The sequence below is a fragment of the Amycolatopsis sp. 3B14 genome, assembly GCF_050958625.1.
Lineage (GTDB): Bacteria > Actinomycetota > Actinomycetes > Mycobacteriales > Pseudonocardiaceae > Amycolatopsis_E > Amycolatopsis_E thermoflava.
The window spans coordinates 1-16,602 of sequence record NZ_JBHZEN010000011.1; the positions used below are offsets into that span (position 1 = coordinate 1).

At 71.0% G+C, this 16,602-nt stretch carries 21 protein-coding genes; 9 read left to right on the top strand and 12 right to left on the bottom strand.

Annotated features, from left to right (window positions below):
• The 3 genes from ACCP09_RS07040 to ACCP09_RS07050 all read right to left on the bottom strand — a co-directional run.
• Window positions 1-1,114 (bottom strand): thiolase family protein (locus ACCP09_RS07040; RefSeq protein WP_433744216.1); only part of this gene is annotated, 1,114 nt, incomplete at its 3' end.
• Window positions 1,114-1,872, bottom strand: a complete 759-nt coding sequence (locus tag ACCP09_RS07045) for a CoA-transferase subunit beta (protein WP_433744358.1) — start codon at window positions 1,870-1,872, stop codon at window positions 1,114-1,116. The genes ACCP09_RS07045 and ACCP09_RS07040, both read right to left, overlap by 1 nt.
• A 2-nt stretch (window positions 1,873-1,874) precedes the next feature.
• A complete protein-coding gene (locus tag ACCP09_RS07050; RefSeq protein ID WP_378335439.1) occupies window positions 1,875-2,768 on the bottom strand; it encodes a CoA transferase subunit A in 894 nt (297 codons plus the stop codon).
• Window positions 2,769-2,854: 86 nt separating this feature from the next.
• Between ACCP09_RS07050 and ACCP09_RS07055 the strand changes: the two genes are divergently transcribed.
• From ACCP09_RS07055 to ACCP09_RS07065, 3 genes are read left to right on the top strand one after another with little or no spacing between them, the layout of a single operon-like run.
• Complete coding sequence (locus ACCP09_RS07055; protein ID WP_433744219.1) at window positions 2,855-3,022, top strand: hypothetical protein; 168 nt, start codon at window positions 2,855-2,857, stop codon at window positions 3,020-3,022.
• 35 nt (window positions 3,023-3,057) lie between these two features.
• The gene (locus ACCP09_RS07060) at window positions 3,058-4,032 is read left to right on the top strand and encodes a 2-hydroxyacid dehydrogenase (RefSeq protein WP_433744222.1); all 975 of its coding nucleotides are present in this window, start codon (window positions 3,058-3,060) and stop codon (window positions 4,030-4,032) included.
• A gap of 10 nt (window positions 4,033-4,042) precedes the next feature.
• On the top strand, window positions 4,043-4,735 hold the full coding sequence (locus ACCP09_RS07065) for an HAD family hydrolase (protein WP_228685123.1): 693 nt from the start codon (window positions 4,043-4,045) through the stop codon (window positions 4,733-4,735).
• Window positions 4,736-4,827: 92 nt separating this feature from the next.
• Here ACCP09_RS07065 and ACCP09_RS07070 read toward each other — a convergent pair whose 3' ends face one another.
• The gene (locus ACCP09_RS07070) at window positions 4,828-5,142 is read right to left on the bottom strand and encodes a HesB/IscA family protein (RefSeq protein ID WP_017984337.1); all 315 of its coding nucleotides are present in this window, start codon (window positions 5,140-5,142) and stop codon (window positions 4,828-4,830) included.
• Window positions 5,143-5,275: 133 nt separating this feature from the next.
• Window positions 5,276-5,665, bottom strand: a complete 390-nt coding sequence (locus ACCP09_RS07075; protein ID WP_027934480.1) for a hypothetical protein — start codon at window positions 5,663-5,665, stop codon at window positions 5,276-5,278.
• Between the two features lie 122 nt (window positions 5,666-5,787).
• Between ACCP09_RS07075 and ACCP09_RS07080 the strand changes: the two genes are divergently transcribed.
• Together ACCP09_RS07080 and shbA are read left to right on the top strand one after the other, a co-directional pair.
• A complete protein-coding gene (locus ACCP09_RS07080) occupies window positions 5,788-6,234 on the top strand; it encodes a GtrA family protein (protein ID WP_433744227.1) in 447 nt (148 codons plus the stop codon).
• Window positions 6,235-6,527: 293 nt separating this feature from the next.
• Window positions 6,528-7,193, top strand: coding sequence for an RNA polymerase sigma factor ShbA (gene shbA, locus ACCP09_RS07085; RefSeq protein WP_026153409.1), 666 nt, complete (start codon window positions 6,528-6,530; stop codon window positions 7,191-7,193).
• Window positions 7,194-7,267: 74 nt separating this feature from the next.
• Here shbA and ACCP09_RS07090 read toward each other — a convergent pair whose 3' ends face one another.
• From ACCP09_RS07090 to ACCP09_RS07105, 4 genes are read right to left on the bottom strand one after another with little or no spacing between them, the layout of a single operon-like run.
• Entirely contained in the window at window positions 7,268-8,248 is a 981-nt protein-coding gene (locus ACCP09_RS07090) for a TIGR03557 family F420-dependent LLM class oxidoreductase (RefSeq protein WP_027934478.1), read from the bottom strand.
• On the bottom strand, window positions 8,227-8,556 hold the full coding sequence (locus ACCP09_RS07095; RefSeq protein WP_027934477.1) for a WhiB family transcriptional regulator: 330 nt from the start codon (window positions 8,554-8,556) through the stop codon (window positions 8,227-8,229). The genes ACCP09_RS07090 and ACCP09_RS07095 overlap by 22 nt, the downstream gene beginning before the upstream one ends.
• Before the next feature lie 60 nt (window positions 8,557-8,616).
• Window positions 8,617-9,108 carry a GNAT family N-acetyltransferase gene (locus tag ACCP09_RS07100; RefSeq protein ID WP_378335437.1) on the bottom strand — a complete coding sequence of 164 codons (492 nt, stop codon included), beginning with the start codon at window positions 9,106-9,108 and terminating at the stop codon, window positions 8,617-8,619.
• Between the two features lie 33 nt (window positions 9,109-9,141).
• The gene (locus ACCP09_RS07105; protein WP_378362800.1) at window positions 9,142-9,492 is read right to left on the bottom strand and encodes a VOC family protein; all 351 of its coding nucleotides are present in this window, start codon (window positions 9,490-9,492) and stop codon (window positions 9,142-9,144) included.
• A 34-nt stretch (window positions 9,493-9,526) separates the two neighbouring features.
• Here ACCP09_RS07105 and ACCP09_RS07110 point away from each other — a divergent pair, with 34 nt between their 5' ends.
• Window positions 9,527-10,681, top strand: coding sequence for a saccharopine dehydrogenase family protein (locus ACCP09_RS07110; protein ID WP_433744233.1), 1,155 nt, complete (start codon window positions 9,527-9,529; stop codon window positions 10,679-10,681).
• A gap of 80 nt (window positions 10,682-10,761) precedes the next feature.
• Window positions 10,762-11,409, top strand: a complete 648-nt coding sequence (locus ACCP09_RS07115) for a TetR/AcrR family transcriptional regulator (RefSeq protein ID WP_027934473.1) — start codon at window positions 10,762-10,764, stop codon at window positions 11,407-11,409.
• A 639-nt stretch (window positions 11,410-12,048) separates the two neighbouring features.
• Here ACCP09_RS07115 and ACCP09_RS07120 read toward each other — a convergent pair.
• Window positions 12,049-12,549 (bottom strand): metallophosphoesterase family protein, encoded by a 501-nt coding sequence (locus tag ACCP09_RS07120; protein ID WP_433744236.1) that lies wholly within the window; start codon window positions 12,547-12,549, stop codon window positions 12,049-12,051.
• A 96-nt stretch (window positions 12,550-12,645) separates the two neighbouring features.
• Between ACCP09_RS07120 and ACCP09_RS07125 the strand changes: the two genes are divergently transcribed.
• Window positions 12,646-14,430 (top strand): VanW family protein, encoded by a 1,785-nt coding sequence (locus ACCP09_RS07125; RefSeq protein ID WP_433744238.1) that lies wholly within the window; start codon window positions 12,646-12,648, stop codon window positions 14,428-14,430.
• Between the two features lie 54 nt (window positions 14,431-14,484).
• Here ACCP09_RS07125 and ACCP09_RS07130 read toward each other — a convergent pair whose 3' ends face one another.
• Complete coding sequence (locus ACCP09_RS07130; RefSeq protein ID WP_433744241.1) at window positions 14,485-15,207, bottom strand: TetR/AcrR family transcriptional regulator; 723 nt, start codon at window positions 15,205-15,207, stop codon at window positions 14,485-14,487.
• A 129-nt stretch (window positions 15,208-15,336) separates the two neighbouring features.
• On the opposite strand from ACCP09_RS07130, the gene ACCP09_RS07135 reads away from it, so the two are divergent.
• The gene (locus ACCP09_RS07135; protein ID WP_027934469.1) at window positions 15,337-15,525 is read left to right on the top strand and encodes a DUF5302 domain-containing protein; all 189 of its coding nucleotides are present in this window, start codon (window positions 15,337-15,339) and stop codon (window positions 15,523-15,525) included.
• 44 nt (window positions 15,526-15,569) lie between these two features.
• Here ACCP09_RS07135 and ACCP09_RS07140 read toward each other — a convergent pair whose 3' ends face one another.
• Entirely contained in the window at window positions 15,570-16,535 is a 966-nt protein-coding gene (locus ACCP09_RS07140; RefSeq protein ID WP_027934468.1) for an MBL fold metallo-hydrolase, read from the bottom strand.
• Window positions 16,536-16,602: the final 67 nt, after the last annotated feature.

The window sequence follows — 16,602 nt, forward strand, 5'->3', positions numbered from 1 at the left end:
GGCCACCGCCGCGGCGGCGCAGCTCGTAGGCCAGCGACGCGAGAATGCGGCCGCCGGAGGCGCCCAGCGGGTGCCCGATCGCGATCGCGCCGCCGTTGACGTTCACGATCGACGGGTCGAGCTTGGGCCATTCGGCGAAGCAGGACAGGCACTGCGCGGCGAACGCCTCGTTCAGCTCGACCGCGGCCAGCTGCTCCCAGCCGATCCCGGCACGCTCCAGCGCGATCTCCGCCGCCCGCACCGGGCCGATGCCGAACACGTCCGGGTCGACGCCCGCCGCGCCGCGCCCGGCGATGCGGGCCAGCGGCGTCTTGCCGAGCCGGTCGGCCGCGGCCTGGTCGCCCAGCAGGACGGCGGACGCGCCGTCGTTGAGCGGCGAGGCGTTGCCCGCGGTGATGGTGCCGTTCTTGCGGAACGCCGGCTTGAGCTTGCCCAGCTTCTCCAGCGTCGAGTCGGCGCGGATGCCCTCGTCGCGGGTCAGGTCGGTGCCGGGGACGGGCACGACGTGGTCGTCGTAGAAGCCCGCGTCCCACGCCTTCGCCGCGTTCTGGTGACTGCGCAGCGCGAACTCGTCCTGCGCCTCGCGGCTGATGCCGTACTTCTCGGCCAGCCGCTCGGTGCTCTCACCCAGCGAGATCGTCCACTGCTCGGGCATCTCCGGGTTGACCATGCGCCAGCCGAGGGTGCTCGAATGCAGGGTCTGCGCCGCCGGGGAGTACGCCTTCTCCGGTTTGAGCAGGATCATCGGCGCGCGGGTCATCGACTCCACGCCGCCCGCGACGACCAGCGACGCGTCGCCGGTCGCGATGGTGCGGCTGGCCTGCATGACCGCGTCCAGACCGGAGCCGCAGAGCCGGTTCACGGTGGTGCCGGGCACCGAGGTCGGCCAGCCCGCGAGCAGCGCGGCCATGCGCGCCACGTTGCGGTTGTCCTCGCCCGCCTGGTTGGCGTCGCCGAGCACGACCTCGTCCACCGTGGCGGGGTCGAGGTCGTTGCGGGACGCCAGCTCACGCAGCACGTGCGCGGCGAGGTCGTCGGGACGGACCCCGGCCAGGGCGCCGCCGTAGCGGCCGAACGGGGTCCGGATGGCGTCGAGAACGTATGCCTCGGTCATCACTTGGCCGCCTTCAGTTCACGCAGGGCCGTGAGTTCGGCCTCGGTCGGGGGCGGCGTGGTCTCCAGCTCCGGCGCGACCTTCAGGTCCCAGCCGGTCGCGTCCTTGACCTGCTCCACCGTGACGCCCTCGTGGATCTGGGTCAGTACCAGCTCGGCGGTCTCCGGGTCCGGGCGCATCACGCCGAGGTCGGTGATCACCAGGGTCGGGCCGGCGCCGGGCAGGCCCAGCTTCTCGCGCTCGCCCTTGCCGCGGCCGTGCCCGAAGGAGGTGATGAAGTCGACCTGCTCGACGAAGCTGCGCTTGCTCTGCCGCACCACGACGTAGACCTCGTGGCAGTTCGCGGCGATCTCCGGCGCGCCACCGGCGCCCGGCAGGCGGACCTTCGGGTCGGCGTAGTCGGCGCCGATGACCGTGGTGTTGATGTTGCCGAACTTGTCCAGCTGGGCCGCGCCGAGGAAGCCGACGTCGATCCGCCCGGGCTGCAGCCAGTAGTTGAACACCTCCGGCACGCTGATGACCGCGTCGGCGGTGTCGGCGAGGATGCCGTCGCCGATCGACGCGGGCAGCCGGGTGGGCTTCGAGCCGAGCGTGCCGGACTCGTAGATGAGCACCAGGTCCTCGGCGTGGGTGCGGCGCGCGAGGTTGGCCGCGGTGGAGGGCAGGCCGATGCCGACGAACACCCGCTGACCGCCGGTCAGGGCGCGGGCCGCGGCGACCGACATCATCTCGTCGGACGTGTACGTCCGTTCGACCATCGTCACTGGGCCACCTCCTGCGTCTTGCGGGACACCCGCACCCGGTCGGCATCCACGAGCGGGGCTTCGCCATGGTCGCTCGTGGCTGCCTCCGTGCCGAACACCTTCTCGTCCAGCCAGCGCTGGAACGAGTCCCTCTCCCGCCCAATGGAATCCCAATAGGCGTAATACTCGTTGTCGCGCTCGGAGTACCCAGCCGCGTAGGACGGGTGCGCACCGTTGGGAACTTCGGCGACCGCCGTGACGGCCCAGGTCGGCAGGATGACCTGGCCGGGCACCGGGGTCAGCTCGTCGACGATCTCCTCGACGGTGACCAGGCTGCGCTTGGCGGCCAGCACGGCCTCCTTCTGCACCCCGACCAGGCCCCACATCTGCACGTTGCCCGCCCGGTCGGCCCGCTGCGCGTGGATGATCGACACGTCCGGGTTGATGGCGGGCACCGCGGCCAGTTCCTCGCCGGTGAACGGGCAGGTGATCGTCTTGATCGTGTCCGTGTGCTTGGGCAGGTCCGTGCCGCGGTAGCCGCGCAGCACCGCGAACGGCAGCCCGGACGCGCCGGCGACGTACCGGTTCGCCATGCCGGCGTGGCTGTGTTCCTCGATCTCCAACGGCACCGGCCAGGAGTTCTGCACGGCATCGCGGAAGCGGTGCAGCGAACCGACGCCCGGGTTGCCACCCCAGGAGAAGATCAGCTTCTTCGCGCACCCGGCGCCGATGAGCTGGTCGTAGACGATGTCGGGCGTCATCCGGACCAGCGTGAGGTCCCTGCGCCGCTGGCGGATGATCTCCTGCCCCGCCGCGTGCGGGATCAGATGGGTGAATCCTTCGAGGGCGACCGTGTCCCCGTCGTGCACCAGCTGGGCGACGGCGTCACGGAGCGACGTTATCTCGGCCATTGAGCTGCTTCCGTTCGCATTCCGCACACAAGTTCTACATATGAACATAGCTGGCCGACCGGAGCCACGCAAGGAAGGGTGGACGCATGAGCGGACCCGAAATCGATCCGGTGACGGCCGAGAGCGAGCAACAGGACGCCGACATCGACGGCGAGCACACCGAGCCCACCTCCCGCGACCAGGACCCCGAGGTCGGCACCGACGAGGCCGAGCCGGAGGGCGAGGGCGGCCCCGGGGGCATGGACCCCGAATAGCGCGAGCGGCCGCCGATCCTGCGAAGCTGGAGCCCATGCGAATCGTGGTGACGCGGCGGGTTCCGGAAGCAGCGATGGTGGTGCTCCGCGAGGCGGGCGAGGTCTGGGTGTCCGGCGAGGACCGGCCGCTCAGCCCCGACGAGCTGCGCGAAGCGGTGCGCGGCGCGGACGCGGTGGTGTGCATGCTGCACGACCGCATCGACGGCGCGGTGGCCGACGCGGCCGGGCCGCAGCTGAAGGTCGTGGCCAACGTCGCGGTCGGCTACGACAACATCGACGTGCCCGCGCTGGCCGAGCGGGGCGTGACCGTCACCAACACGCCGGGGGTGCTGACCGACGCCACCGCGGACCTCGCGTTCGGGCTGCTGCTCGCGGTGACGCGGCGCATCGGCGAGGGCGAACGGCTGCTGCGGTCCCGCACGCCCTGGTCGTTCCACCTCGGGTTCATGCTCGGCTCCGGCCTGCAGGGCAAGACACTCGGCATCGTCGGGCTCGGCCAGATCGGGCAGGCGATGGCCCACCGGGCCCGCGCGTTCGGCATGCGGATCGTCTACAGCGGACGGTCCCGCGCGAAGCCGGAGGTGGAATCGGCGCTGCACGCGGAGCACCTGTCGTTCCTGGAGCTGCTCCGGACCGCCGACGTGGTGTCGCTGCACTGCCCGCTGACGCCGGAGACGCGGCACCTGATCGACGCCGAGGCGCTGGGCGCGATGAAGCACAGCGCGTTCCTGATCAACACCACCCGCGGACCGGTCGTGGACGAGGCCGCGCTGGCCGACGCGCTGCTGCGCCGGGAGATCGCCGGCGCCGGGCTGGACGTGTTCGAAAAGGAACCGGAGGTCGAGCCGCGGCTGCTGGAGATGGACAACGTGGTGGTGACACCGCACCTGGGCTCCGCGACGGTCGAGACCCGGACCGAGATGGCCCTGCTCGCGGCGCGCAACGTCGCGGCGGTGCTGGCGGGCGATGGCGCCGTTAATGAGGTGCGCCCGGACGGTGACCGCTCCTAGTCTGCGCAGCGTGCGACTGAGTGGACAGGTCCTGATCCTCGACGCCGACGACACGTTGTGGGAGAACAACGTGATCTTCGAGCGGGTCATCGACGACTACCTCGACTGGATCGCGCACCCCACGCTGGAGCGCGCCGCGGTGCGGGAGATCCTCGACGACATCGAGCGGGCGAACGCGGTGTCGCACGGCTACGGGACCAAGGTGTTCCTGCACAGTCTTGGCGAGTGCTTCGAGAAGCTGCGCGAGCGTCCGGCGACCGCGGCCGAGCGCGCCCGCATCGAGGAGCTGGCGTCGGCGCTGATCAACCACGAGGTCGAGCTGATCCCGGGCGTCGCCGAGACGCTCGGCGAGCTGGGTTCGCGGCACGAGCTGATGCTGCTGACCAAGGGCGACCGCGAGGAACAGCAGCGCAAGATCGACGCCTCCGGCGTGGCCCACCACTTCCGGGAGGTGCACATCGTGCCGGAGAAGCACGTCGAGGTGTACCGCGGCCTGGCGTCGGCGCGCATGCTCGTACCGGAGTCGACCTGGATGATCGGCAACTCGCCGAAGTCGGACATCCGCCCCGCCCGCGCGGCCGGCATGAACGCGGTGTTCATCCCGAACGCGCACACCTGGGTGCTGGAACACGACGAGCTGGACGACGCCGACGAGCGCGTGCTGACGCTGGGCTCGTTCCGGGAGCTCGTGCGCCACTTCTGAGAAGTCCCGCGCCGCGCATGGTTGCGCGGCCCCCGGAACGCGCTGAGGGAGGGCGCCGCAGCGGCGCCCTCCCTCAGCGGAAGTCCGTTGTTCTACAGGCCCGGCTGCTGCGCGTCCGGCTGCGGCAGGACGGCGAAGTTCAGCTGCCCCTGCTCGTCCTGCTGGACGTCCAGCACCTTGTCGTCCAGGAAGATCGCGGCCTGCGGCTCCAGGAACACCTTCGCGCCCCCGTCCGCACCCACGACCTGGTCCCCGTCCTCCGGAGCCGGTGCCACGGACAGCGCCAGCTGCGCGCCGCTGTCCTGCTGGGCCTGCACGGCGAAGCGCAGGCCACCACTGTCGGTCTGGCCCTCCTGTGCCGTCAGGGCGCTGATGGCCTCGGCGGCGGCATCGGTCAAAGCGAGCATCGTGTCAGTCCCTTCGCGTCACGTGCACTCGTACCTCCGACCGTAGGGGCACCCCAGCGCGAGCGCTGTCCTGCACCGGCCGTCATCGCCGCTCACCCTGGGTTTCACCAGGTCAGCGCCAATGTGACCGATTTCACACGGGGTCTTCGTCCGGCGGCGTGCGGATGGCGTCCGGCACCGAGCCGGGCGGGTTGTCCGCCTTCTGGTCGACCGCGTCGCCGAGGTTCTGCCCCGCATCGGCGACGTCGAGGCCGTCGCGGGTTTCGGTCTCGTCGGCGGGGACGTCCTCCGGCTGGACGTCCGGCCGCTCCTGGGCCAGCCGCCCGTCGAGACTCTCGCCCTCGCGCTCCTCGTTCGGGGTCGTGCCGAACCGGTCGGAGGCCATGTACCGCTCCGGCGGCTCGACGCCCTCCTCGAGCGGGTCGACGCGCAACCGGTCCTCGTCGAGGTCCTCCGCGCTGTTCAACGCGGCCGGGTCGCTCTCCACCGCGTCCGGCACGGGATGGCCATGAGCCTCACTCATCGGTCCTCCTCACCTGCTGTCCTAGCGGTGGCGATACCCGAGTGGCGGAACAGGCAAACCCGAGATCAAGCTCACGTGGTTGTACAGTACAAACAATTGCTGAGCGTAGATAAGTTTTGGGTATGACCGCAACGTGGATCAGCGGGCCGGTGACGCGGCAGGCTCCCGCCGCACACCGTCCGGCCGAACACCACCCGGTCGCCTGGTACGTCGTCGCCGGAGTGCTGACGACGGGTCTGCAGGAACTCCTCTTCCTCGGCGCCCGCCCGCTGCTGGGCGCCGTGACCGCGAACGTGCTCGCCATCGCGCTGACCACCCTCGCGAACACCGAGTTCCAGCGCCGCGTGACGTTCGCCGGCCATTCCACGTCACCCGTTCGGCTGCACCTCCAGTCCGCGGGGACATTCGCCTTCTACGCGGGCTACGGATCGCTCGTGCTGCTTTCGCTACACCTGTTCACCGCGAATCCGTCGGCCACCCTCCAGGCGGTCGCACTCGCGCTGGCGAGCGGCCTTGGCGGCGTCGCCCGGTTCGCGGTACTGCGTTGGTGGGTCTTCGCACGTCCATGACCTGGGTGTTGTCACATAGCCAAGAAGTGTGTCACTTTTGCGCTTGATTGTTCGCGAGTGCTCGGTTCACACACCTGGAGAACTCGATCGAGCGGGCTCTTGCTGCGAATGGGGTATGTCTAGTTGAAATCTGGACTGCCGGGCGGCCACCACATACGATTACGCACAGTTTCATCGGGAACGGGTCGGCAGGGACCTAGAGGGAGTACCCGTTCACCGAGAGTAACAAGAAACGCGGGCCCCCGACGGCGACCGGTCGACGGGTCATCGTTGTTGTCGTTGGGGAGCCGACCATGCGAACGAGTGTCCCGCCTGTCACTGCCGGAAGAGCCGAGCCCGAGGCGCCGGGGCTGACACCCCAGGCCTTTCCTCGGGCATCACAGCGGCTCACGAAGGAAGAGCTCGACCCGGTCGTCCGCGAAGCCGCCACCGGTGAACGCGGAGCCGTGGACCGCTTGATCCAGATGATCACCCCGGTCGCCGTCCGGTACTGCCGGGCCCGGCTGGGCGGACGCGATCTGTCCTACCTCTCGGCGGACGACGTCGCGCAGGAGGTCTGCCTGGCCGTCCTGCACGCGCTGCCGCAGTACCAGGACCGGGGCGGATCGTTCCTCTACCTGGTGCACGCCATCGCGTCCAACAAGGTCGCCGACGCCTACCGCCTGGTCTCGCGGGACCGGTCGGACCCGGTCGCCGAGCTGCCGGAACGCCCGCTGGCCGACAACGAGCCGGAGAAACACGCGCTCGACGTCGACCTCGGCGACCGGATGACCAAGCTGCTGGCCACCCTCCCGCAGCTGCAGCAGGAGATCCTGACGCTGCGGATCGCGGTCGGCCTGTCGGCGAACGAGACGGCCGAGGCGCTGGGCATCTCGGCGGGCAACGTCCGCGTCACGCAGCACCGCGCCCTCGGCAAGCTGCGCGCCATGATCACCCGCGACGGCGACCTGCTCGACTAGGTTCTGTTTCGTAAGCGGCGGAGCCGCTTGCGGTGGCCGTCACCTGGCGCCGCCGCGGGTTCTGAAATGGGCTCCTAGCCGTAGGCCTCGTTCAGGGCGGGCAGGAGTTCGCGCGACGCGAACTCGAAGAACCCGTCCTGGTGGTCGCCGCCGATCTGGACCAGCGCCAGATCCGTGAAGCCCGCGTCGGCGAAGGCCTGCGCGCTCTTCACGATCGGTTCGACGTCCGGGCCGCACGGGATGGCCTGGGCGACCTCGTCGGGCGTGACGAACTGGGTCGCGCCGGCGAACCCGGACGTGCCGGGCAGCTCGGCGTTGACCTTCCAGCCGCCGCCGAACCAGCGGAACTGCTCGTGCGCCCGCTGCTTGGCCGCCCCCGGGTCGGGGTCCCAGCACACCGGCAGCTGCGCGTACTTGCGCGATGAGTCCTGCCCCAGCTGGGCGCGCTCCTCGTCCCAGGCGTGCACCAGCTCCGGCTTCGGCTCGGTGGCGATCAGCGCGTCGGCCACCGGGGCGAAGCGCCTCACCGACTGCTTGCCGGACACGGCCACACCGATCGGCGTGCGCCGCTCCGGCAGGTCCCACAGCTTCGCCGAGTCGACGCGGTAGTGCTGACCCGAGTAGTTGACGTACCCGCCGTCGAACAGGTCGCCGATGATCGCGAGCGCCTCGTTCAGCATCTCGTGCCGCACGTTCACCGGCGGCCACCCGCGGCCGACGACGTGCTCGTTCAGGTTCTCCCCAGCACCCAGCCCGAGCGTGAACCGGTCGCCCGACAGCAGGGAGACGGTCGCCGCCTTCTGCGCCACCACCGCCGGGTGGTACCGCATGAGCGGACAGGTCACGAAGCTCAGCAGCTCGACGCGTTCGGTCACCTGGGTGACCGCGCCCAGCACGCTCCACGCGTACGGGGCATGCCCTTGTTCGTCGAGCCAGGGCGAGTAATGGTCACTGCACACCTCGAACGCGAACCCCGCCTGCTCGGCGGCCGCCGCGTGCCGGACCAGCTCCCTCGGCCCGGCCTGTTCGGTCATCAGGGTGTAGCCGAAACGCACTCCTGCTCCTTCTCAGCACCGGCCAGCAGCTGCTTGCGCCGCGAGATCATCGCGCGCCGCTCGGTCTCGTCGAGCCCACCCCAGACGCCGAAGGGCTCTTCGGCGGTGAGCGCGTGGTGCCGGCATTCGACGATCACCGGGCAGGACATGCAGATCTGCTTCGCCCGCGCGACCCGGTCCGCCCGCGCGAAACCCCGTTCGCCGTCCGGGTGGAAGAACACCGAGCTGTCCAAGTTCCGGCAGTTGCCGTGCCTCTGCCACTCCCACGTTTCGGCAACAGGCACCGGGAGCCGTGACGTGTCCGCCATCTCGACCTCACCTCCGCGACCATCTCAGTTGCGCGCAGGACTACCCCGGTTTTTCGGCCACTACACCTGCCGGCCGAGCGCCAGCCGCTTCTCGAACCAGTGATCGGCGTACAAGCGTTGTTCAGGGGCTTCGATCTCGCGGTAGCCGTGTTTGGCGTAGAGCCCACGAGCCTCCACCAGATCGTGCCGCGTGTCCAGCCTCATCCGCTCGCAACCCAGTGCCTGAGCTGCGGTTTCGGCCGCGCGGAGCAGTTGGTCACCACCTCCCCGGCCGCGTGCTCCGGGAAGGACGAACATCCGGGTCAGCTCGGCGGTCGTGACGTCGAGCACGCGGATGCCGACGCAGCCGGTCACCTCATCGTGCGACCGCGCGAGCAGGAAGAGGCCCGTCGGCGGCACGAGGTCGTCGCTCGGGTCGTCGGCCATCGCGGTGTCCAGTTCGGCCACCGTCGCCGGGCGGCCGTAGTAGCGGCTGGCGACGTCGTCGAAGTAGGCGCGCAGGATCGCTTGCGCGGCGGGGTCCGTCACCGGGACCGGGTTGATCGTCCACACGGGTCCATCGTGACGGGACGGTCCAGCGGATTTTCAGAGATCGGTGGCCCGCTGGTGCCGGGCCTCGTACAGGCCGACCTCCCCGCCGCCGGGCAGCCGCAGCCGGGTGAGCAGGCCCCAGCCCGCGTCGGTGACCGGCTCGGTGAACTCGACGCCCCGCGCGGTCAGCTCCCGGACCGTCCCTTCCACGTCGTCGCACAGGAAGTACAGCTCGTGCGCCTGCGCGGCATCCGTGGGGTGGACCGCGATCTCGGCAGGGGGCAGTTTCACGATGAGCCAGCCGCCGCCCGCGTCGATGTGCGGCTGCCCGAGCACGTCGCGCAGGAAGGCGCGGTCGGCCTCCGCGTCGTGGCTGTACAGGATCACGTGAGCGCCATTGATCATCCATCGAGCCTAGGCAGCCGTTAGGGTGGCGCGCATGGCTTACGACGTGGTCCTGTTCGGCGCGACCGGCTTCACCGGCCGGCTCACCGCGGAGTACCTCGCCCGGCACGCCCCCGACGACTGCCGGTGGGCGCTCGCCGGTCGTAGCCGCGCCAAGCTGGAGGGCGTGCGCGACGGCCTCGGGCCCAAGTTCGCCCAGCTGCCGCTCCTCTACGCCGACGTCACCGACCCCGCGTCGCTGAAAGCGGTTGCCGGGTCGGCGAAGGTCGTGATCACCACGGTCGGCCCCTACGTGCAGTACGGCGAGCCGCTGGTGGCCGCGTGCGCCGAGGCCGGCACCGACTACGTGGACCTGTGCGGCGAGCCCGAGTTCACCGACCTGATGTACGTCCGCCACCACGCCCGCGCCGCCGAAACCGGGGCCCGCATCGTGCACGCGTGCGGCTTCGACTCGATCCCACACGACCTCGGCGTCTACTACACGGTCAAGCAGCTGCCGGACGACGTGCCCATCCGGGTGCGCGGCCAGGTGCGCGTCGGCGCGACGTTCTCCGGCGGCACCTACGCCTCCGCGCTCGGCGCCGCGTCCCGGCTGCTGCCGATGGCCCAGGGCGCGCGCGAACGACGGAAGATGCAGCACCGGCCCGAGGGCCGCCGCGTACGCGCGGTGACCGGCACCCCGCGGCGCGACGGCGAGACCGGCCACTGGCTGGTGCCGCTGCCGACCATCGACCCGCAGATCGTCGTCGCCTCGGCACGGGAGCTGTCCGAGTACGGGCCCGACTTCACCTACAGCCACTACGCGGCGGTCAAGCACCTGCCGGTGCTGGCGGGTGGGCTCGCCGGTCTGGGGGCCGCGGTCGCGCTCGTGCAGCTGTCGCCGGTGCGCAAGGCACTGGGCAACCTGCGCAAGCCCGGCGAGGGCCCGAGCGAGCAGCGGCGCGCGAAGTCCTGGTTCAAGGTCCGGTTCGTCGCCGACGGCGGCGGCAAGCGGGTGGTCACCGAGGTCTCCGGCGGCGACCCCGGCTACGACGAGACGGCGAAGATGCTCGCCGAGTCCGCGCTCTGCCTGGCGCACGACGACCTGCCGTCCCGCGCCGGGCAGCTCTCCCCGGCCGCCGCGATGGGCGACGCGCTGCTGACCCGGCTGAAGAACGCGGGTCTGGCGTTCCGCACGCTACCGTCCTGAACCACCCGGACGGGGGATAGTCAAAACCGAAACCCCGACCAGGCTTAAACACAGTTCAAGTCGAGCCTTACAGTGATCGCATGGCTCGACTGACGCGCGCTGAAAGTCAGGCGCACACGCGCCGCCGCCTGCTGGCCACGGCCACGGAGCTGTTCCTGCGCGAGGGCTACACCGGCACCTCGCTGGAGCGGGTGGCCGAGGAGGCGGGGTTCTCGAAGGGCGCCGTCTACTCCAACTTCCGCAACAAGGACGAGCTGTGCCTGGCCGTCCTGGAAGGGGTGCGCGCGGAGAAGGCGGCGTCGGTGGACGCGACACTGGCAGGCACCGACAGCCTCGACGAGCTCCTGGCGGCGTTCGCGGTGTGGGCCGCGGGCACCGGCGGCGACCAGGAGTGGATCCGGCTGGAGGCGGAGTACCTGCTCAACTGCCGCCGCGACCCGGAACTCCTCGGGCGGCTGGCGAAGAGCAACGCCGAGATCGCCGACCTGGTGACCGGCCTGCTGAACACCAACGCGCGGCGCCTGGGCGTGCGGCTGCCGATGGACGCCCGGCAGGCGGCGTACGCGTTGTTCAGCATCACGCTCGGGCTGGGCCTGCTGCGCTCCGTGGACCCGGCCATCGGGGTGGATTCGTTCACCTCGATCGTGCGGCTGCTGGCGCAGCCGGCGGAGGTGAAGGTGCCGGAGGCGCGCTCGGCGACTGCGGACGCCGACTCGAACCTGGAGTGACCACCGGTTGAGCCCGCGGGGCGGCGCGGTTGGCTGCGCCCCCGCGAAGCTGGGAGCGGCATCCGCCCGCCCGCCGGGCCTTGGCGCGCGGCGAGCAGCGCCGAGCCGAGAACCGGGCCGGGGCGCCGTCTCGCCCGCCAAGCGGCGCGCGCTGCCGCCAGCAGCACCGGGGGCGCCAGCAGCGCTGCGACCGCGGCGGCACTGCACCAACGGCGCCCCGCGGCGCGGGAGCGAGCACTGCCAGCAGCGCCAGGGCACCAGCAGCACCCGGATCACCACGACCGCAGCGACACAGCCCCGGGAAGCGGGGAGCGAACACCACCACCAGCGCCAGGACACCAGCAGCACCCGGATCACCACGACCGCAGCGACACAGCCCCGGGAAGCGGGGAGCGAACACTGCCTGCCCGCCGGCGGCGGGCAACGCGACTGCCAGCAGCGCCGGCGCACCAGCGTGCACCGAGATCGCCGGGGCACCAGCAGCGCCGGGATCACCGGAACTGCAGCGACACGGCCCCCCGGGGGGAGCGGGAGCGAGCACCGCCACCAGCGCCAGGACACCAGCAGCACCCGGATCGCCGGGGCACCAGCAGCGCCGGGATCACCGGGACCGCGGCGGCACGGCTCCGCGAGACCGGATCAGCGGGGCGGCAGCGCGTGCAGCGTCACCTGCTCCAACCGCCCCGCGCGCACCCGTGCCGTCAGGTACGTGTGCTCCGGCTGGCGGCGCCGGTCTGTCGGTGAACCGGGGTTGAGCAGGCGCAGCCCGTTGGGCGCCACCGTGTCCCACGGGATGTGGCTGTGCCCGAAGACCAGCACGTCGGCATCCGGGTAGTCCCGCGCGCACCGCGCCTCCCGGCCCTTCGCCGGGCCCGTCTCGTGCACCACCGCCAGCCGCAGGCCGTCCAACTCCTCCCTGGCCACCTCGGGCAGCCTCGCGCGCAGCTCCGGGCCGTCGTTGTTGCCGTACACGCCGATCAGCCGCCTGCTGCGCTTCTCCAGCTCGTCCAGCAGCGCGACCTCCACCCAGTCGCCCGCGTGCACCACGACGTCGGCGCGCGCGACCTCTTGCCACAGCTGTTCCGGCAGATCACGCGCCCGCTTCGGCACGTGGGTGTCGGACATGACGAGGAGCCGCATGGTCACCGGTGTATCACGCTGGGCCACCCGGAGCAGGGCGCCGATCCCCCCGCCCGTAACCTTCATCCGGGTTGTCCGGATCAGGAGGGGTGAGCCTTGACGCAGGAACCCGCGTGGCCCACGTCCGACGACGAGCGGACCGAGGTCATGGCCCCGGTCACCGACGTGCTGCCGAAGGTGACGCAGGAGCCGCCGCGGAAGAAGAAGTCCGCCAAGCGCGCCGCGATCATCGCCGGCTCGGTGCTCGGTGTGCTGGCCGCGCTCTACGCCGTCGACCTGCTGGTGAGCCAGGGCAACGTGCCCCGCGGGGTCACCGTCGCCGGGGTCGAGGTCGGCGGTCTCAAGCGCACGGCGGCCGAGGACAAGCTGCGGGAGGAGATCGAGCCGCGGCTGACGCAGACGATCCCGGTGCGCGCCGGTGACGCCACCGCCGCGATCGACCCGTCCACCGCGGGCCTCACGCTCGACTGGCCGTCCACTTTGGACCAAGCTGGCGATCAGCCGCTCAACCCGTTCACCCGCATCGCGTCGTTCTTCAGCGACCGCGAGGTCGGCGTGGTCACCCACGCGGACGAGGGCAAGCTCGCCGCGGCCATCGAGGAGCTGCGCGCCCGCACGGACCGCCTCCCCGTCGAGGGCACGATCCGGTTCGAGCAGGCCCAGCCGGTCGCGGTGCCCCCGCAGCCCGGCCAGCAGCTTGACGCCGACGCCGCCAAGAACGAGGTGCTGCGCCACTGGGCGACCGGCCAGACGCTGTCCCTGCCGGTGACGACCACGCCGGTCCAGGTCTCGGCCGAGGCCGTGCAGGCCACGTTGGACGGGTTCGCCAGGCCCGCCGTGTCCGCGCCGCTGGTCATCCGCGGCGAGGGCGCCACCGCGACGCTCGCCCCGGCGGCCGTGGCCGCCGCACTGTCGTTCGAGCCGGGCGACGGCGGCACCCTGATGCCGAAGGTCGACCACAACAAGATCGTCGAGGCGGCCGGCCCGCAGCTGAAGTCCTCCGAGAAGGAGGGCAAGGACGCCCAGATCGTGTTCGAGGGCGGTCGTCCCACGGTGCAGCCGTCGGTGGACGGCAAGGGCGTCGACTGGAACCCGACGCTGCAGCCGCTGTTCGACGTGCTCAAGGCGCCGGGCGCGCACGAGCTGGTCGCGAAGTACCACACGACCCCGGCGAAGGTGACCACCGAGCAGGCCAACCAGCTCGGTATCACCGAGGTCATCGGCGAGTTCACCACCGGCGGGTTCGCCGCCGACTCGGGCGTGAACATCCGGACCGTCGCGCAGAAGGTGAACGGCGCGATCGTGAAGCCGGGCGAGACGTTCAGCCTCAACGGGTTCACCGGGCCGCGCGGCAAGGCACAGGGCTACGTCGAGGCCGGCGTGATCGAGAACGGCGCCCCGGCCCGCGAGGTCGGCGGCGGTATCTCGCAGTTCGCCACCACGCTGTACAACGCGGCCTACTTCGCGGGGCTGAAGGACGCCGGGCACAAGGAGCACAGCTACTACATCAGCCGCTACCCCGCCGCACGGGAGGCGACGGTGTTCCAGAGCGCAGGCGGCAGCAGCGTGATCGACCTGAAGTTCACCAACGACTCCGACACCGGCGTGGCGATCCAGACGATCTGGACGCCGTCGTCGATCACGGTGAAGCTGTGGGGCACCAAGCGGTACACCGTCGAGTCGATCCCGGGGCCGAAGTCGAACTTCGTCCCGCCGCAGGAGAAGCCGGGCCCGGCGGAGAACTGCCACCCCTCCAACGGGGCACAGGGCTTCACCACCAGCGACACCCGGGTGCTGCGCGACGCGAAGACCGGCCGCGAGGTCAAGCGCGAGACCCGCACCGTCCACTACAACCCGCAGCCGAAGATCGTCTGCCCCTGACGGGGGCGTGAAAACGGGGCCGCACCGATCCGGTGCGGCCCCGTTTCGCGTCGGTCAGGAGCCGCGCTTGATCTCGTCGAGCCGCACCTGAACGCCGTCCAGCACGCGGTCCACCGCGTAGTCGAACAGCTCGGCGAAGTAGTCGCGGTTCTTCTCCGGGTCGGCGAGGCGCTCGTGGACCGATTCGCTGAGGGTGGCCAGGCCGGACAGGTCCGGATCCGCCGTTGGCTCGCCCCACCCGCCGGAGATCTGGGCCTTCACCTCGCTGGCCTTGCGCTGGTCGTCCTCCAGCGAGATGAACAGGCAGGCCTGGCTCACCAGCAGCCGGCACACCATGGTGGCCTCGTCCTGCTCGAACCCGGCGCCCAGGAGTGTCCTCATCGCACGGTCCACAGTGGGCCCGCCCGCCTCGACCGAGGGGCCGTTGAGCGCGACCCGGCGCGCCACCCCGGGGTAGCGCATGAACACCAGCCGCAGGTTGGTGAGGAACTGGCGCCACCAGGCCCGCCACTCCAGCTCGGCGGGCGGCAGCTCGTACATGGCTATGACGCGGTCGACGACCGCGGTCACGACCGTGTCCCGGTCGCCGACGTGGTGGTAGATCACCGCCGGGTAGGCGTCGACCGCGCCGGCGAGCTGGCGCAGCGTCCACGACTCCACCCCGTGCCTGGCGGTCAGCTCGAGCGCCGCGTCGATGATGCGATCCGGGGTGACCGCGGGCAACCCCGCCGCGTCACGGGAGCGCGGACGGCCGGGCACGGGAGCAGACTTCGCCATGGCGTAACAGTAGCTCCCTCGTGTTGGCGCGCCAGTCAACACCGCCGTGAATCGTGACGAAAACGGCTCGCCAAGGCGGACCGGGCCTGGGAGGCTGGACGAGCAAGCGCGTGACACCCAGGAGGTCGTATGTCCGAGAACAGTTCACCAGGCGAATCGGAAGACGACGTCAAGCGCAGGTTCCGCGAGGCCCTCGAACGCAAGCAGGCGAACGCCCAGTCGTCCGGCAAGCACGACAGCGGGGGTGGCAAGGGCGGCCACGTCCACGGACACGGCCCGGCGGCCAGCAAGCGCACCTTCCGCCGCAAGAGCGGCTGACCGGACGGCGTGGGTGCCCGCGCCGGCACCCACGCCACCCCGGGTCAGAGCGTGAAGGTCCGCAGGTGGTCGAGCACGACGAACCGCGAGGCCGGGGACGTCGCCGCCACCGCGGACCGCAGCGCGTCCAGGCCGCCCCAGTCGCGCGCCGGTTCGGTCAGCGGATGGTCGAAGTCGTCCCAGTGCGTGGGGATCACGTAGGGCGGTTGCCCGAGCACGCGCAGCAGGCGGCCGACGTAGTCGGCGATCTTGCCGCCGCCGGCGGGAAGCAGCACCACGTCCGGGCGCAGACCGGCCAGTTCCGACTCGACGTAGTTCGATCCGCCGAAGTCGATCACGCTGCCGCCCCGGGCGGAGGTCACGTGGTACGCGAGCGTTCCACCCTCCACAAGATCCTGAATATATTTCGGTTTGGGCAGGTTGCCGAGTCCGAGGCCCGGCCGCGTCCCCGGGAACGGCACCGCCGCCCGCGCCCCGGCCGCCGAATGCAGTGAGCGCAGGATGCGGATCGTGTAGCCGTCGAAGGTGAGGAACTCGCCGCCGCTCGCGACCGCGAGCTGGTCCTCGGGGGCGCCGAGCGCGGCCATCAGGTTCAGGTGCGTTTCCGTCCCGTACACGGTCGCCCCGGTTTTCCGCGCCAGGTAAGGGACATCGGTCAGGTGGTCGTAGTGGCCGTGGGTCACCAGGATGTGGTCGGCTCGCAGCTCGCCGCTGTCCACGTAGCGGTCGATGAGGACGGTGTCCACCGACAGCCGGGTCTTCGGGTCCGCCCCCGCGGGCGAGTAGGTGCCGGTGTGGAAGCGGGTCAGCCACGGGTCGATCAGGACCGTCTTCGTGGTCTTGCCGTCGGCACTGGGCATCCGGATCTCCCAGCTGTTGTTGCCCCACCAGCGCAACGTGAGTCCCCCACCGGTCGCGGCACGGGCGGCCGCGGGCGCCACGCCGGCGAGGACGGCGGCGGCCCCCAGGCCCGCCCCGAACACCCCGCGCCTGCTCAGTCGATCAGTCATGGCGCCAGCCCAGCACGGAACTGGTACGGCTGTCCAAGACCAGTCCTGGCCTGCCGTGATACGCCCC

Coding starts and splice junctions, on each gene's coding strand:
- ACCP09_RS07110 (WP_433744233.1), top strand. CDS start 9,527: ATGGCTTACGACGTGGTCCTGTTCGGCGCGACCGGCTTCACCGGCCGG.
- ACCP09_RS07080 (WP_433744227.1), top strand. CDS start 5,788: ATGACCGCAACGTGGATCAGCGGGCCGGTGACGCGGCAGGCTCCCGCC.
- ACCP09_RS07060 (WP_433744222.1), top strand. CDS start 3,058: ATGCGAATCGTGGTGACGCGGCGGGTTCCGGAAGCAGCGATGGTGGTG.
- ACCP09_RS07095 (WP_027934477.1), bottom strand. CDS start 8,556: ATGGCGGACACGTCACGGCTCCCGGTGCCTGTTGCCGAAACGTGGGAG.
- ACCP09_RS07120 (WP_433744236.1), bottom strand. CDS start 12,549: ATGCGGCTCCTCGTCATGTCCGACACCCACGTGCCGAAGCGGGCGCGT.
- ACCP09_RS07075 (WP_027934480.1), bottom strand. CDS start 5,665: ATGAGTGAGGCTCATGGCCATCCCGTGCCGGACGCGGTGGAGAGCGAC.
- ACCP09_RS07045 (WP_433744358.1), bottom strand. CDS start 1,872: ATGGTCGAACGGACGTACACGTCCGACGAGATGATGTCGGTCGCCGCG.
- ACCP09_RS07070 (WP_017984337.1), bottom strand. CDS start 5,142: ATGCTCGCTTTGACCGATGCCGCCGCCGAGGCCATCAGCGCCCTGACG.
- ACCP09_RS07105 (WP_378362800.1), bottom strand. CDS start 9,492: ATGATCAATGGCGCTCACGTGATCCTGTACAGCCACGACGCGGAGGCC.
- ACCP09_RS07050 (WP_378335439.1), bottom strand. CDS start 2,768: ATGGCCGAGATAACGTCGCTCCGTGACGCCGTCGCCCAGCTGGTGCAC.
- ACCP09_RS07130 (WP_433744241.1), bottom strand. CDS start 15,207: ATGGCGAAGTCTGCTCCCGTGCCCGGCCGTCCGCGCTCCCGTGACGCG.
- ACCP09_RS07140 (WP_027934468.1), bottom strand. CDS start 16,535: ATGACTGATCGACTGAGCAGGCGCGGGGTGTTCGGGGCGGGCCTGGGG.
- ACCP09_RS07055 (WP_433744219.1), top strand. CDS start 2,855: ATGAGCGGACCCGAAATCGATCCGGTGACGGCCGAGAGCGAGCAACAG.
- shbA (WP_026153409.1), top strand. CDS start 6,528: ATGCGAACGAGTGTCCCGCCTGTCACTGCCGGAAGAGCCGAGCCCGAG.
- ACCP09_RS07115 (WP_027934473.1), top strand. CDS start 10,762: ATGGCTCGACTGACGCGCGCTGAAAGTCAGGCGCACACGCGCCGCCGC.
- ACCP09_RS07135 (WP_027934469.1), top strand. CDS start 15,337: ATGTCCGAGAACAGTTCACCAGGCGAATCGGAAGACGACGTCAAGCGC.